This is a genomic window from Mogibacterium kristiansenii, assembly GCF_009695905.1.
In the GTDB taxonomy this organism is placed as follows: domain Bacteria; phylum Bacillota; class Clostridia; order Peptostreptococcales; family Anaerovoracaceae; genus Mogibacterium_A; species Mogibacterium_A kristiansenii.
Genome location: NZ_VUNA01000001.1, coordinates 84,928 through 101,041 on the forward strand (window position 1 = coordinate 84,928; position 16,114 = coordinate 101,041).

Genomic DNA, 16,114 nt, shown 5'->3' on the forward strand with positions numbered 1-16,114 from the left:
AGGAGATTGAACGATGAAAATTCTAGTAACCGGTGCGGCCGGATTTATCGGAAGTAATTTTGTTTTTCATATGAGAAAGGCCCATCCGGAGTACGATATTATCGCGCTGGATTCCCTGACCTATGCCGGAAACCTGGAGACCCTGGCGCCGGTGATGGAAGAGGATCATTTTACTTTTGTGCGCTGCGATATCACGGATCGAGAAGGGGTTCGCAAGGTATTTGAAGAGCATCATCCGGACGTGGTGGTGAATTTCGCAGCGGAATCCCACGTGGACCGTTCCATTGAGGATCCGGGCGTTTTCCTGCGCACCAACATTCTGGGCACTCAGGTGCTGATGGATGCGTGCCGGGTGTTCGGCATCCGGCGTTTCCACCAGGTGGGAACCGATGAAGTCTACGGAGATCTGCCGCTGGACCGGCCGGACCTGTTCTTTACGGAAGACCTGCCGCTGCAGGCGTCCAGCCCGTATTCCGCTTCCAAAGCATCTGCGGATCTGCTGACCATGGCGTATCACAGAACCTACGGCCTTCCGGTGACGATTTCCAGATGTTCCAATAATTACGGACCGTACCAGTTCCCGGAGAAGCTGATTCCGCTGATGATTGCCAATGCGCTGGCCGACAAACCGCTGCCGGTATACGGTACCGGTGAGAACGTGCGGGACTGGCTCTACGTGGAAGATCACTGCCGGGCCATCGACATGATTCTGGAGAACGGAAAGGTGGGCGAGGTCTACAACATCGGCGGGCACAACGAGCGCTCCAATCTGGATGTGGTAAAAACAATTCTGAAGCAGCTGGGCAAACCAGAAAGCCTGATTACCTTTGTGGGAGACCGAAAGGGTCACGATCTTCGTTATGCCATCGATCCGTCCAAGATTCACGGCGAACTGGGCTGGCTGCCGGAGACGAAGTTCGACGACGGAATTCGTCAGACCATCGACTGGTATTTGAACAACGAAAGCTGGTGGAAGAATATCATTTCCGGCGACTATATGGAATACTACGAGAAGATGTACGGAAATCGGTAGATTTTCGGTGAAGTAAGGAGAGTGAAATGAGAGGGACGTCCCGGCATTATGCAGAACCGGAACTGAGCAGAGAGTGGAACTGGAAGAAACAGTGGCTGGTGTACACCGGTCTGTTTGTCGTGACCGCACTTCTGGTCTTTGCGGCATTCTTCGTGTATCAGAAAACCCTCCTGAAGGGAAAAGGAAACGTCGACGGATTGATGCAGCATTATCCCTCCTACACCAAATTAAAGCGTGTTCTGGCGCAAGGCGGCGAAGGCTGGTCCTGGGACGTGGGACTGGGCGCAAGCTTCTTTGATACCTTCAAAGGAAAACTGACCAATCCGCTGACATACCTGCTGCTGGCGTTTCCTCAGAAATATTTAGATATGGCCTACGATTTCGTCACGATTCTTCGGCAGTATCTGGCCGGCGTGGCATTCCTGATTTTCGGTCGGGAAGTAAAGCTAACCACCGAACAGAACGTTCTGGGCGCATTTGCCTACGCCTTCTCCGGATGGGCGATTATCGCTACTCTGACCCAGGGAACCTTTAATAACTCCATGATGCTGTTCCCGATTCTCATTATGGGGGCGGAACGGATTCTGAAGGGGAAATCGCCGTTAGTGTTCATCGTGGCGGAAGTGCTGTTTCTGGCCTCCACCGTTCTGTGGGCATATATCGCCGGAATTTTCGTAATTCTGTACTTTATCGTGAGATATTTCCACTTCTACGGAAAGAACGGAGCCCTTCGTACCACCCTGCCGCCGGATCAGCCGGCGTGGAAGTCCTTTGCCGGGCACTTTGGTGGTTTTATCGGAGATGGGCTGATCGGACTGATGATTTCCGCAATTTTCGTGGAATCCATCATTTACACCACCACATCGGCGGTAATCAATTCCGATTACGACGCGAACCAGGGCGTGTTCTATTCCCTAAAAACATATTTCGCCATGCCGACGGCGCTGGTCTCGCTGAACGAGGTGCATGAGGCGTACAGCGCGGTTTTTGCCGGATTGCTGGTGACGGCACTGATGCCGATGATTATTTGGACCGTTCGAAAGAAGAAGAGCACTGCCGGAATCTTTGCGATTTTCTGCCTGATTATCGGATTGTTCCCGGTGACGGGAAAAATCCTGAACGGATTCAGCTATTCCGTGGGCAGATGGTATTTCGTCCTGACCTTTTTCCTGGTGTGGGCGGCCATGGAGTGCCTGGATCATGAAGTGCTGGGCAGCCGAAAGCGAATGATGGTGCTGCTGGGCTGGTGGTTCTTCCTTTGCGTCTGGGTGGTGCTGCTTTGCATTTTCTACCTGAAGATGCTGAAGCACAATATCGCCTGGGAATCCTTGCTTTCCCTGTGCATGATGTTCCCGCTGCTAGCTGCACTGGCCGTTCGGGAACTGCGGGTTCCGAAGTCGGGGCAGCGCAAAGCAAAGGTGTATCGAGGGATGACTGCCGTAATTACCGCAATACTGGTGGTAAATGTGGGACTCAATTCCTGGATTATGATGACGGGAGCCGGTGAAGGCGGATCCCAGCGGATTAAGACGTATATTGATAAAGGCGCAATGCCGGAATTGTATGACCAATACGTTCAGCGGGTGGTGCCGGACATTCAGGCGGAAGATACTTCTTTTTATCGCACAGATCAGTTGGATGACGGTTTTGAGAAATCCAATGTGAATATCGTGTTTGGCGGAAGATCTATCTATGAGTATTTCTCCTCCATCAGCAGCGACTGGTTGTATTTCAACAAAATGCTGGGAAATAACGCAGGGTATAACCGGCGGATTGTCAGCCTTTCCAACGACAACCGTCCGGGAATGGACTACCTGTTGGGCGTAAAGTATTTCCTTCGGGACAAGAACTACAAAGAGGCGGAAAAGCCGGGTTACGTGCCGTACGGATTCGAGTATCAGAAGACCATCGATGGGGTGGAGGTGTACCGAAACAAGCACTGCATGGGTATCGGAACCGGTTACTCGCAGTATATTACGGAATCGGAGCTGAAGAAATTCGCACCTCTTGAGCGGGAGCAGGTGATGCTTCAGGCGGCAGTGGTGCCGGACAGAGAAGCGACAAAGGTTTCCGGACTGAAGCACGCGAAAATTTCGGAACTGCATACAGATGTGCAGTCGCTGGAATGTTCCGTCACATCCCCATATAACGTGAAGCTGAAGGGCGTAAAGAAGGGGGAAATGACGGTTCAGAAGGGGGACGACAGTGAAGAGGACAATTACTTCAACATTCACGTTCCGAAGACCTGGAAGAACATGCAGATTGTGGTGTCCTTCCAGGGGCTGGACCGAGAACCGATTACCTGGGATCAGCATATTCATTTGAAGGATGAGACGGTGGCGGATCAGGGATACAATCGGCTGAAGGAATATCTGTACCGGAACGATTACACCGGAGGCACCAGTTTCATCATTACAGCTATGAAGGGAGACCGAAGCAAAACCGGAGAGTGTTACAAGTACGGAAACACCGGCCTCAACGATATCAGCGATTACAATATCAACCTGGGATATTACGACTCTTTTGGCGGGGATATCCGCATCCATTTCGATAAGGCGGGATTCTATAAATATGACGCCATCAAAGTGTACGGAATCCCGATGGAGAGCTACGACCAAGACGCATCTGTACTGGACGAAAACAGCTTAAAGGATGTTTCTTTCGATGACAAAACCGTTCGCGGAATGGTGAATAACGATTCGGATCGAATTATGTACTTCTCCATCATCGACAATGCGGGATGGACCGCATACGTGGATGGGGAGAAGGCGGATAAAATCAGCCGGACGAATCTGGGCTTTACCGGCATCAAAGTGCCGGCGGGAAAGCATGAGATTACTCTTCGATATCGCTATCCGGGGCTGAGGGCCGGAATTGCGGTGACAATCATCGGTCTGGGACTGCTGGTTGTGGTTCTGCGCAAAGGGAAGAGAAAGAATCAATTAGAAGAATAAGGCAGAAATTGACCTGCACCGGGCAGCAATCGCTTGACAATGCTTTCCGGATGCAGGTTTTTTTTCATCTCCCCGGTATCGACGCAATCGAATAGCAGAAAAAGTGAATTTAAATTTCAGGTTTACTGTTTTAATGCGGTGCCGAAAGGACAATAAAAAAGATGTGAAAAAAAGTGCTGTATTTGTGACAGAAGAACGAATATTGGCGCGGTGAACTTGAAAAAAAAGTCATGACACGTTATAATTAAATGAATTTTTGTGTATATAATTATTCGAGGGACAGAATGGTAGAATTTTTTCAGAATGTATTTGTAGGATTTCGGTTAATTGATGTGCTGGATATCGTTATTGTGGCATATCTGGTCTATAAGATTCTGGGATTTATCCAAGAAACCCGTGCACAGCAATTGGTTCGTGGACTGGTAGTTTTGGGTATCGTTTTCTTTCTGTCCGATTTTCTGAAACTGTATCTGCTGAATTGGCTGCTTCGTAATTTCGTGACCATGGGATTCTTCGCCTTGATTGTCCTTTTCCAGCCGGAACTGCGTCGAGGACTGGAGCAACTGGGACGTCGGAACATCGTTTCCGGTCAGTTCCGAAGCCTGGACAAGGAAAATGCTATTGAAGTGGTAAAGGAAATTGTGGCAGCAGTGGATGATTTTTCGGCTACCCGGACCGGGGCACTGATTGTTTTTGAACGGGAAACCATGCTGAATGATATTATTGAAACCGGGACTATTGTGGATGCTCGGATTTCTGTGCGCCTTCTGGGAAATTTGTTTTACGAAGGATCGCCGCTGCATGACGGTGCCGTAATCATTCGCGGAGATCGGATTCATGCCGCCAGCTGCGTTCTCCCTCTTACGGAAAAAAAGAATATCGGCCGAAATCTGGGCACGCGGCATCGAGCGGGCCTGGGCGTGTCGGAGGTGTCCGATGCGCTGGTAATCGTTGTATCGGAGGAGACCGGCGTGATTTCTGTAGCGGAAAACGGAAACTTCCGTCGATTCATGGATTTGAAATCGGTAGAGAAAATACTCCTGGGGGTATATATGCCGCAGGAGGAGACTTTCCGGGAGCGGATGACTCGGACGCTGAAGCATCGTCGGAAGGAGGAAATGCGGGATGGAGAATAATCGGAAAATTAACATCATCCTTTCATTGATTATCGCTTTCTGTGGATGGCTCTATGTAATGTACAATGTGGATCCCACCACGACGCGAACCTTCCGAAACGTTTCCATTACCTATTCCAATGAGAAGGATTTGGAGGCGAAGGGAATTGCATTGAAGTCTGCCGACAAGAAATCCGTCGAGATTGAAGTGGAAGGTCATCGAAGTGAATTGAACAAGATGGATGACAGCGATATTAAGGTGCGGGCGGATTTGTCCGATGCCGGTAAAGGAGAAAATACCCTTTCGCTTCACGTTCAGACTCCGCCTAAGGTCAGCATCGTATCCAAGAGCGACGAAACGGTTACGGTCAACACGGAGGCTATGGATACACGGTCGGTGCCGGGACGAGTGGAGTACCGAACGGAAAGCACTTCCGGCACAGAACCGATTGTAGAGGAACAGAGCAGCGACTATTTCTCTGTAACCGGTGCCAAGAGCAAGGTAAAAGAAGTGGAATATGTACGTATTCCGGTGGAAGAGCAGAAGCTTACGGGAAAGACACACACCTATAGTGTTTCCGTCATTCCGGTGAATCGCAGCGGGGACGAAATCACTCATGTAAAAGTAAATCCGGCCAAGGCGTCGGTGGCGGTGTTCAAGGGTTCAACGAAAAGCGTTCCGCTGAATATCGAGGTAAATAATCCGGTGAACGACGAGTACCTGCGCACCTATAGTGCTCCGAAAAAAATAGAAATTAAAGGGAAGAAGGAAGTCCTTGAAAAGGTGGAATCCATTTCCGCGGAACCGGCAGATTTGGAGAAGATGACGGAATCCGGACGACTTGCGTTAAATTATAAGTTGCCGGATGGCGTGTTTGTTGCCAACAGTTCTCTGAATCTTGGAATTACCGTAAACGTGACGGAATACCGGACGAAGGAAATCGAAATATCAACCAAAGACGTTACGGTGAAAAATCTTAACAGCAAATATAAGCCGACTTTTGAGAATAAAACCATTACGGTAGAGGTGACGGACACCGGCAGCATGTTGGAAAGTCTGACCGCTAAGGATTTCGATGTCAGCGTAGATGCAAGTGGGCTCCGAAGCGGGCCTCACTCTTTGAAAGGAACCGTGAATTCCACAAAGAAATTACATAAAGTGGAATTAGAAAGTGAAAATATTAATATATATCTAAGCAAGAAGGACTGATTAAATGGGTAGATTATTTGGAACAGATGGCGTTCGCGGAGTGGCGAACAAAGAACTAACCGCAACTTTGGCATATGAAATCGGCAGAGCCGCTTCTTATGTACTGGGAAATGGAAATCATCGTCCGGTGTTTCTGATTGGCAGGGACACTCGAATTTCCGGTGAATTGTTGGAAAACGCATTGGCGGCGGGCATCATGTCCGTTGGCGGAGACGTAATCAAGCTGGGCGTCCTGCCGACCCCGGCAGTGGCACGCCTGGTGCGGCACTACGAGGCAGATGCCGGAGTGGTAATCTCCGCATCGCATAATTCCTTTGAATACAACGGAATTAAGATTTTCAACGGAAAGGGTTTCAAGCTGGACGATCGAATCGAAGAAAAAATCGAAGACATCATCCTGGCCAAGGAATTCCAGCATCCGGAATACGTGGGCGAGCACGTGGGCCGCTGCAGACCGGTGGAAGATGCTTTTAGCTTATATAAGCAAGATTTGCTGAATACCATCGATACGCGTCTGGATGGAATGAAAATTGTACTGGACACCGCAAACGGCGCGTCCTATCAGATTGCACCGGCGGTGTACAAGGCGCTGGGTGCGGATGTGACCGTGCTTTCCAATACACCGGACGGAATCAATATCAACGAGCATTGCGGTTCCACCCATCCGGAAAACCTTCAGAAGAAGGTGGTAGAAGTGGGTGCCGATGTGGGATTTGCCTACGACGGTGACGCCGATCGTTTGATTGTTGTGGATGATAAGGGTCAGGTGTTGAACGGCGACCACGTTCTTTGCATCTGCGGAAAGATGCTGAAGTCGCAGGGCAAGTTATACGATAACAAGATTACGGCTACGGTAATGAGCAACCTGGGGGTTCACAAATACATGGAAAAACAGGGTATTTCCGTTGACGTGACCGGAGTGGGCGACCGATACGTGCTGGAATCCATGCTGAAGACCGGATCCGTTCTGGGAGGAGAACAGTCGGGACATATGATTTTCCTGGATTACACTACCACTGGTGACGGCGTGCTATCCTCTCTGCAGTTCATCAAAGCCATTCAGGCTTCCGGAAAGAAAGTCAGCGAGATGGGAGAGGAAATTGTCATCTATCCGCAGGCACTGGTAAATGCAAAAGTCAATCCGGAGTACAAGAAAGAAGCCATGGACGATTCGGACGTGCAGGCACGGATTGCGGAAGTAGAAAAGAAACTGGAAGGCGTCGGCCGAGTTCTGATTCGCCCATCCGGAACAGAACCACTGATTCGCGTAATGCTGGAAGGGGAAAATACGGAAGAATTGAAAGCGGATGCGGAATACATCGCACAGCTGATTATAGAGAAATTTGGGGAGAAGTAGTACATGAACACAGTAGAATTAAGCAATCGTATTTATCCGGACATCACCCGGACGCCGGAAGATTATGAAGCAATGTATCCGAAGAGAAATCTGCCGGAAGGAGCGAAAGTTACCCGTCTGGGACCGAGTCCGACCGGTTTTATCCACCTGGGAAATCTGTACGGTGCCTTTGTGGATGAACGACTGGCCCATCAGAGCGAAGGCGTTTTCTACCTTCGTATTGAAGATACGGACGACAAGAGATATGTAGAGAATGCTGTGGAAACCATCATTTCCTCCTTGGCGTTCTTCGGAATTCAGTTCGATGAAGGGGTTACCGCACATGGTGATGTGGGCGATTACGGCGATTATACCCAGAGCCACAGAGGGGAAATCTATCGCTGCTACGCAAAGAAATTGATTGCGGAGGGAAAAGCATATCCGTGCTTCCTTTCCGAAGAGGAGATTTCCGAGATTCGGGAGAAACAGGAAGAGCTGAAAATCGCTCCGGGAATCTACGGCGAATGGTCCCGCTACAGAGATTGGGAGACCGATGAGGTGCTCCAAAAGGAAGTCGCTGAACGGCTGGAACGTGGCGATGACTTCGTCATCCGACTGAAATCCTCCGGCGTACCGAATGCTGCCGGCGATGACATTCGCAGAACCAAGGTGGTGGATGCTATCCGCGGTGAGCTGGACGTTCCGGAAAACTTTCAGGATATCGTAATCATCAAGACCACCGGCATTCCGACTTATCACTTTGCCCATGCGGTGGACGATCACCTGATGAGAACCACCCATGTGGTCCGGGGTGAGGAATGGCTTCCGTCCCTGCCGATTCACGTAGAGCTGTTTGACAAGCTGGGCTTCGAGCTCCCAACCTATTGTCACACCGCTCAGCTGATGAAAATCGGAGAAGACGGAAACAAGAGAAAGCTTTCTAAGAGAAAGGATCCAGAATTATCACTGGATTATTACCGCAGTCAGGGTTATCATCCGGCAGCAGTACGGGAATATCTGCTGACCATCCTGAACTCCAATTACGAGGAATGGAGAATGGCTAATCCGGATGCGGATATTGATGAGTTTGCTTTTACCACGGAAAAGATGAGCAACTCCGGCGCGTTGTTCGATTTGAATAAGCTGAACGATGTGAGCAAGGACACCTTGCTGCGCATCCCGGCGACGAAGCTGGCAGAGTGGCTGCATTCTTGGTCGCAGGAATTTGCGCCGGAATATGAATACGTGTTCCGTGATATGGATTTTCTGACACAGATTCTGGATCTGGGCAGAGAAGACCGGAAGCCGCGGAAGGATTTGATTTACGCTCGTCAGATTATGACGTTTATCGGATATTTCTTCGACGAATCTTTTGAGATTGAAGATGAGTATCCGGAAGAAGCGGCCGCCGATCGAAAGAATATTCTGCAGGCATATCTGGACAGTTACGATCACAACGACGATCAGGAAAACTGGTTCAACAAGATTCGTGAAATCGCCGTGGATCAGGGTTATGCAGCAAAACCGAAGGATTACAAGAAGAATCCGGAGGAATATAAAGGACATGTAGGACATGTTAGTACCGTTATTCGAATCGCGCTGATGGGACGTTCCCAGTCCCCGGATGTGTGGACGATACAGCAAATTATGGGGGAAAATAAGGTTCGCGCTCGAATCGAAGCAGAGCTGAACCGATAGCTGAAAGGAGAAGACATGCAACCGTTACTAGTTATTATGGCCGCCGGAATGGGAAGCCGGTACGGCGGCAGCAAACAAATTGACCCAATTAGCAAAGAAGGGGACATCATCATGGATTTTTCCCTGTTCGATGCGTATCGGGCCGGTTTCCGAAGAGTCGTATTTATTATTAAAGAGGATTTTGAAGAAGCATTTCGCCAACATGTGGGTGAACGGGCCGGAAAGGTGTACGAAACTCATTTTGTCCATCAAGAATTGACGGATTTGCCGGCAGGTTATGCCGTTCCGGAAGGACGGACCAAACCGTGGGGGACCGCACACGCGGTGCTGGCTGCGAGAGATGTCATCGATGCACCTTTTGCGGTGCTGAATGCTGACGATTACTACGGACCGGAAGCATTCCGCTTGATTTACAAGTATCTCACGTCGAAAGCAGACGCCACTCATCACTGCATGGTGGGTTTTTCCATCGAGAATACCTTATCCGATAACGGAACGGTTTCCCGTGGAATCTGCCGGGCGGCAGAAGGTATGCTGACCGACATCGAGGAGCATACAGAAGTGGGATACCGGGAAGATGGGAAAATTCACGGAAAAGACATCAGCGGAACGGATCGGGTGATTCCGGAAGGATCGCCGGTATCCATGAATCTGCTGGGATTTGGTACTGCGTTTGTACAGGTAATGAAGGAACGGTTTGCGGAATCGCTGGACCGGGTGCTGGAAGAAAACCCGATGAAGGGTGAAATCTATCTGCCGTCTATGCTAAACGACGAACTTCAGAACAACAGAGCTTCCATGCAGGTTCTCTATTCCGGAGATAAGTGGTATGGCGTAACCTACCGGGAAGACCGGGAGATCGTGGTAAATGCTCTTGCGGAAATGAAACAGCAGGGAATCTATCCGCAGGATTTATGGAATAAAGGAGAATAATATGTGTGGCATTGTAGGATATATCGGAACAAAAGAACCACAGGATATCATCATTAACGGCTTGAAGAAGCTGGAGTATCGTGGATACGATTCAGCCGGAATCGCGGTGGTGAATCATGGAAAGATTGAACTGAGAAAGCATGTAGGTGCCATCAGCAACCTGGAAAAACTGATTGGCGAGGAGCGTCTGGGCGGACATGTTGGAATCGGTCATACTCGCTGGGCAACTCACGGAGCACCGTCGGATTTGAACTCCCATCCGCACATGGATATGGACGGAACCATCGCTGTGGTTCACAACGGAACGGTAGAGAACTATGTAGAGCTGAAGGCGGAGCTGGAAAAAGAAGGTGTGGTTTTCCGCACGGAGACCGATACAGAAGTGGCAACCATGCTGATCAGCAAGTACTATCACCGGAATCACGACTTGAAAAAGGCGCTGGATCAGGCGATTTCGGAGATGAGGGGAACCTATGCCATTGCCGTAGTGGCAAAAGACCAGCCGGACCAGTTCGTGGCATATCGAAAGAATGCACCGTTGATTGTAGGCCTAGGAAACAATTGTAATTTTGTAGCATCGGACTTCTCTGCACTTCTGGCATATACCAAAGACGTATACCTTCTAGAAAATGGGGATACCGTTGTATTAACAAAGGATGCCGTTAACATCTATGATGAAGAAGATCGTTTGATTGAACGTCCGATGATGCATGTGGACTGGGATGTCAGTGCGGCTGAAAAGGGCGGATACGATCACTTCATGCTAAAAGAAATTTACGAGCAGCCGACGGCAATTCGAGAAACCCTGAGCCGGAACCTAGACGATAACGGCCGCGTGCACCTGCAGGAGACCGTACAGCTCACCAAGGAGGACTTCGAGAAGATTAATAAAATCGTAATCGTTGCCTGCGGAACCGCATACCATGCCGGTCTGGTGGGAAGATACGTAATCGAGAAGCTGGCTCGAATTCCGGTAGAAGTGGATATCGCTTCCGAATTCCGTTATCGGGATCCGTTCGTGGATGAACATACCCTGTTCATCGCTATCAGCCAGTCCGGAGAGACGGCTGACACTTTGGAAGCCATGAGAGAAGCGAAACGGAAAGGCGCTCGCGTGCTGTCCGTTGTCAATGTAGTGGGCAGCACCGTAGCAAGAGAAAGTGACGATGTGTTCTACACACAGGCCGGACCGGAGATTGCTGTAGCATCCACAAAGGCATACACGACACAGCTGGTGTGCATGTACCTGCTGGCACTGTTCTTTGCAGATTTGAACGTTGCCATTTCAGCGGAAGAATATGACAATTTTGTACAGGATTTGGAGGCAATTTCTGGTAAGCTGGAAGATGTTCTGAAAATGGCACCGGAAATTGAGGCACTGGCAAATCGTCTGTATGATCGGGATCAGGTGTTCTACATCGGTCGTGGGGTGGATTCCAGTGTTGCTTATGAGGGCTCCCTCAAGTTGAAGGAGATTTCCTATATCAACTCCTTTGCGATTGCCGCAGGAGAGTTGAAGCACGGTACAATTGCCTTGATGGAACCTCGTACCATCGTATGGGCGTTGGCTACTCAGGAGAGATTGTTTGATAAGATGGTTTCCAATATTCAGGAAGTCAAAGCGAGAAACGCTCATATCATCTCTCTGGCGCAGGAAGGAAACAGCGAAATTGAAGCGCATTCCGATGAGGTATTCTATATTCCGAGAACGAAAGACGAGTTAACACCTCTTCTTAGCGTAGTGCCGCTGCAGTTGTACGCATATTACGTTGCCAAAGCGAAGGGTTGCGAAATTGACAAACCGAGAAATTTGGCGAAGAGCGTTACGGTAGAGTAAACAAAAAAATCACGCCTTAGAAAGGATGATACTATGGAAGAGAGCAGAGCAGTTCAGAAATACACCGCATGGATAAATGCGAAGAAGGTGGACCCGCTGATTCGCCGGGAACTACTGAATATTATAAGCTCGCCGGAAGATATTACGGAACGATTCAGTGAAAATCTTACTTTTGGTACGGCAGGCCTTCGCGCAGTGATGGGCGCCGGTACCAATCGAATCAACATCTACACCGTTGCGTCCGCCGCTAAAGGACTGGCGGCATGCCTTCAGGCTTCGGATGCTTCCGAAGAAGGGGTTATCGTGTGTTACGATTCACGGAATCATTCCAAAGATTTTGCTGAAATTACGGCCAGGGTGTTGGCGTGCGAAGGGATAAAAGTATACCTCTCCGATCGGCTGCGCCCGGTTCCGATGCTCTCTTTCGGAATCCGCCATTATCGCACCGCCGGCGGTGTAATGATCACCGCTTCCCACAATCCGCGGGAATACAATGGGTTCAAGGTGTATGGAAATGACGGCGGACAGTTGAGTCCGGCCGGAGCCAATGCGGTTCAGGAACGCATGCCGGAATTCGAGGATGTAGTGGATTATCTGGCGGAAATGCTGCCGCTGGAGGATTATGTTCAGAAGGAACAGGTAACATATCTTGGAAAGAATTGGGATGATGATTATATGGAGATGCTTCACGGTATGAAGATTTCCCAGAAATTATCTCAGGATTCCAAGGCACGTCTGCGAATTGTGTACACTCCGCTGAACGGTGCCGGTGCGAAACCGGTTCTTCGAGTGCTGAATGAAAACGGATTCCGACGCGTATTTATGGTGTCGGAACAGGAAAAGCCGGACGGTAATTTTCCAACGCTTCAGGTGCCGAATCCGGAACGGGAGGACAGTTTTGCTCTCGCGAAGAAATATGCGAGAGCAGTGGCCGCAGATGTTATCATTGCAACGGATCCGGATTCCGATCGATTGGGTGTTGCGGTGCCGGATGATGACGGCGGGTATCAGATGCTCACCGGCAATCAAATCGGCCTTCTGCTTATGGAATACATTCTGGCGACGAAGAGTGCAAGAGGGGAGCTTTCGGAAAACGATTACTGCATTACTTCCGTAGTTTCTTCAAATCTGGCACGGGTGATTGCAGAGCGATACAATGTGAAATTGATTGAAACCTTAACGGGTTCCAGACATTTTGCAGAGTGCATTCGAAATCATGAAGCGGAGGAGACCGGAACATTCCGGTTTGGTTTTGAAGAAGGAAATGGCTTTATGTTCCATTCCGAAGTGAGAGATAAGGATGCGGTAGCAGCTTGCTTGGCCATTGCGGAGATGGCGGCGGTTTCCAAATCCTATGGTCTGTGCCTGATGGATCAGCTGAAGGCAATTTATCGTCTGTACGGATATGCGGCGGAGAAAAACGTTTCCATCGATTGTTCCGGGCCGGAAGGTACTGAGAAAATCCGTCGATGCATGGATCATTATCGCCTGCTCAACGGAAAGTTGGGGGCAATGGGGAAAGATCTCTATTACCGGGATGTAAAGACATTTATCGATCGGATGCCGGAGTCCAACCTGCTTATCTATGAGCTGAACGATATGGACTGGATTGCGATTCGTCCATCCGGTACGGAACCGAAACTGAAGGTTTATTTCGGTTTCTACGGCGAAAAAACAGCGGCGGAAAGTCGGCTGAATACGGTATCCGCGCAATTGATACAGGATATCCGAGAGATATTGGATCAGAAATAGAAACAGACAGCGAGGCATTTGCCTCGTTGTTTTTTTGCGGTGAATTGAGAGTTAACCAATAATTATTTTGATTTTATCTTGAAACGGTTTACCGATAATGTTACAATGCTTTTATCGGTAAACTGACTAAGGCGGTATAATTATGAATAAGAGAAGACAATTGGGAAAAAGAATAGTAAGCCTGACTTTGGCAACAGTACTGCTCCTATTCACTGTTGTTCCGGCAAATGCAGCAACAACCGGAGCGCTGAACAGCGATGCAGCGGCCATCAACAGCGATGGAAACATTAACAGCGATGGGGCGATTAACAGTGACGGAAATGCCAGAATGCGGACTTTTTCGGTAAGAGGCCGTTCAATGATTGCATCGTCCAAAGCCAAGAACATGTCAAAGGGTTGGCATTCCATCGGCGGATATCGCTATTATTTCTATAAAACCGGAAAGTATTATAAGGATGAGATCAAATCCATTTCCGGAAAGAAATATTGCTTTGATAAAAGCGGACATCTGCTGTACGGAGTAAATAAATACGACGGAAGTCATTACTATTCCGACTCGAAGGGTGTGATTCGTGAGTCGGCCGGATTTGTGACCAGCGATGGATATCGATATTATGTTACAAAGGGTGGAAAGATTATGACCGGTCGAACCTTTAAGGTGTCCGGAAAGACCTATAAAGCTTACGGCAACGGAAAGCTGGGCACCGGTGTGTTCAAATACGGCACGGTGGCTCATTTCTATGCGGACAAAAACGGCGTGGTACGCACCAAGGCCGGATTTATTAGCTGGAACGGGTACCGTTACTACATTACAAAGAATGCGGGAAGACTGGAGTGCGGACGAACCTTTAAGGTAAAAGGAAAAACCTATAAGGCATATTCCACCGGAAAGCTGGGAACCGGTGTGTTTAAGTATGGAACCACCGCCCGTTTCTATGCGGATAAGTACGGCGTGGTAAAGACCACTGCCGGTTTCGTAGAGTGTTTGGGCAACCGTTACTATGTGCAGAAGGGCGGAAAAATTGAATTAGGACATACTTTTACCGTGAAGGGCAGAAAGTATAAAGCCTTCGCAGATGGTCGTCTGGGAACCGGAATCTTCAAGTATGGAAGCAAGTATTACTATGCAGATTCGGACGGAGCGATTGCATCCAAGGCGGGTGTGGTAAGCTTCAAGAAGAAGTACTATTACGTGAACAAGAATGGCAGCGTGGCGATGAACGGGCTGATTACCGCCGGATCAAAGAAATACATGGCAAATGCAGACGGGACTTTGAAAACCGGATTTTTTGAAGATTCCGGAACCAAGTACTATGCCGGCAAGAAGGGCGAAATCGTGACGAAGGAAGGTTTTCTGGTAGTAGATGGAGGCACCTACTACATCCAGAAGGGCGGAGCCATTTTCTGGGGACATACTTTCACGAAGAACGGCAAGACTTATAAAGCATATGCCAGCGGAAAGCTGGGCACCGGACTGTTTAAGTACGGTTCCTCATATTACTATGCTGACGGCACCGGAGCGGTGAAGACGACGGAGGGATTGATTACCGTAAGTGGCAAGAAGTATTATGTGAAGAAGGGCGGAAAAATCGCCGTTTCCACCACAATCACCACCGGGGGAACCACCTATAAGGCGGACAGCAAGGGCGTTCTGACGGCGCAGAAGTCCACTACCGGAACCGAGCTGATGAAGATTGCACAGAAGGAAGTGGGAACCAAGACCGGAAAGAAGTACTGGGAAGCGTATTTCGGCACGAAATTCCGGAATGGAGACTCTACTCCATGGTGCGGAACGTTCGTCACCTGGTGCTTCAAGAAGGCGGGCCTGTACAGCTTGATTAAGGATATTGAGGACTACGGCAATCTGGGTTATGTTCCTTCCTATTCTGCTTATGCGAACAAGAAGAAAATCTGGGTAAGTGCCAATAAGGCGAAAGCCGGAGATATCATCATATTCGGATCCAGTTCTCACGTGGGCTTGGTAAAATCCGTATCCGGAAATGTCATAACCACCATTGAGGGAAATACGGGCAGTACCCGGAACGGAGAGGTAAAGCAGAAAACCTATTCCTTGACAAACAGTTGGATTAAGGGCGTTATGCGCGTCATCCGATAATGGAAAAGTCAGCTGAAATAATAACGAATGGCTTCGGGGAACTTCCACAATTCCCGAAGCCATTTTCTGTTTTAGCAGCGGTGAGAACGGTCGCCTCTTGTATTTCATCGGAAAATTGTTATAATAATAC

At 49.1% G+C, this 16,114-nt stretch carries 10 protein-coding genes; all 10 read left to right on the forward strand.

What is annotated here, in order from left to right:
- The first annotated feature begins 13 nt into the window (after positions 1-13).
- The 10 genes from rfbB (at position 14) to FYJ65_RS00485 (ending at position 15,984) form a co-directional block, all read left to right on the forward strand.
- On the forward strand, positions 14-1,033 hold the full coding sequence (gene rfbB, locus FYJ65_RS00440; RefSeq protein ID WP_154553374.1) for a dTDP-glucose 4,6-dehydratase: 1,020 nt from the start codon (positions 14-16) through the stop codon (positions 1,031-1,033).
- A 26-nt stretch (positions 1,034-1,059) separates the two neighbouring features.
- The gene (locus FYJ65_RS00445; RefSeq protein ID WP_154553375.1) at positions 1,060-3,987 is read left to right on the forward strand and encodes a YfhO family protein; all 2,928 of its coding nucleotides are present in this window, start codon (positions 1,060-1,062) and stop codon (positions 3,985-3,987) included.
- A gap of 284 nt (positions 3,988-4,271) precedes the next feature.
- The gene (gene cdaA, locus FYJ65_RS00450; protein WP_154553376.1) at positions 4,272-5,123 is read left to right on the forward strand and encodes a diadenylate cyclase CdaA; all 852 of its coding nucleotides are present in this window, start codon (positions 4,272-4,274) and stop codon (positions 5,121-5,123) included.
- Positions 5,113-6,312: a CdaR family protein gene (locus tag FYJ65_RS00455; RefSeq protein ID WP_154553377.1), complete on the forward strand. Its 1,200-nt coding sequence runs from the start codon at positions 5,113-5,115 to the stop codon at positions 6,310-6,312. The genes cdaA and FYJ65_RS00455 overlap by 11 nt, the downstream gene beginning before the upstream one ends.
- 4 nt (positions 6,313-6,316) lie before the next feature.
- Positions 6,317-7,669 carry a phosphoglucosamine mutase gene (gene glmM, locus FYJ65_RS00460; RefSeq protein ID WP_154553378.1) on the forward strand — a complete coding sequence of 451 codons (1,353 nt, stop codon included), beginning with the start codon at positions 6,317-6,319 and terminating at the stop codon, positions 7,667-7,669.
- 3 nt (positions 7,670-7,672) lie between these two features.
- Positions 7,673-9,346, forward strand: coding sequence for a glutamate--tRNA ligase (locus tag FYJ65_RS00465; protein WP_154553379.1), 1,674 nt, complete (start codon positions 7,673-7,675; stop codon positions 9,344-9,346).
- Between the two features lie 15 nt (positions 9,347-9,361).
- Positions 9,362-10,279 (forward strand): sugar phosphate nucleotidyltransferase, encoded by a 918-nt coding sequence (locus FYJ65_RS00470; RefSeq protein ID WP_154553380.1) that lies wholly within the window; start codon positions 9,362-9,364, stop codon positions 10,277-10,279.
- A 1-nt stretch (position 10,280) separates the two neighbouring features.
- Positions 10,281-12,116, forward strand: coding sequence for a glutamine--fructose-6-phosphate transaminase (isomerizing) (gene glmS / locus FYJ65_RS00475; RefSeq protein ID WP_154553381.1), 1,836 nt, complete (start codon positions 10,281-10,283; stop codon positions 12,114-12,116).
- Positions 12,117-12,149: 33 nt separating this feature from the next.
- Positions 12,150-13,868 carry a phospho-sugar mutase gene (locus FYJ65_RS00480; protein WP_154553382.1) on the forward strand — a complete coding sequence of 573 codons (1,719 nt, stop codon included), beginning with the start codon at positions 12,150-12,152 and terminating at the stop codon, positions 13,866-13,868.
- A 142-nt stretch (positions 13,869-14,010) separates the two neighbouring features.
- On the forward strand, positions 14,011-15,984 hold the full coding sequence (locus FYJ65_RS00485; RefSeq protein WP_154553383.1) for a CHAP domain-containing protein: 1,974 nt from the start codon (positions 14,011-14,013) through the stop codon (positions 15,982-15,984).
- Positions 15,985-16,114 lie beyond the last annotated feature (130 nt).

Coding starts and splice junctions, on each gene's coding strand:
- rfbB (WP_154553374.1), top strand. CDS start 14: ATGAAAATTCTAGTAACCGGTGCGGCCGGATTTATCGGAAGTAATTTT.
- FYJ65_RS00445 (WP_154553375.1), top strand. CDS start 1,060: ATGAGAGGGACGTCCCGGCATTATGCAGAACCGGAACTGAGCAGAGAG.
- cdaA (WP_154553376.1), top strand. CDS start 4,272: ATGGTAGAATTTTTTCAGAATGTATTTGTAGGATTTCGGTTAATTGAT.
- FYJ65_RS00455 (WP_154553377.1), top strand. CDS start 5,113: ATGGAGAATAATCGGAAAATTAACATCATCCTTTCATTGATTATCGCT.
- glmM (WP_154553378.1), top strand. CDS start 6,317: ATGGGTAGATTATTTGGAACAGATGGCGTTCGCGGAGTGGCGAACAAA.
- FYJ65_RS00465 (WP_154553379.1), top strand. CDS start 7,673: ATGAACACAGTAGAATTAAGCAATCGTATTTATCCGGACATCACCCGG.
- FYJ65_RS00470 (WP_154553380.1), top strand. CDS start 9,362: ATGCAACCGTTACTAGTTATTATGGCCGCCGGAATGGGAAGCCGGTAC.
- glmS (WP_154553381.1), top strand. CDS start 10,281: ATGTGTGGCATTGTAGGATATATCGGAACAAAAGAACCACAGGATATC.
- FYJ65_RS00480 (WP_154553382.1), top strand. CDS start 12,150: ATGGAAGAGAGCAGAGCAGTTCAGAAATACACCGCATGGATAAATGCG.
- FYJ65_RS00485 (WP_154553383.1), top strand. CDS start 14,011: ATGAATAAGAGAAGACAATTGGGAAAAAGAATAGTAAGCCTGACTTTG.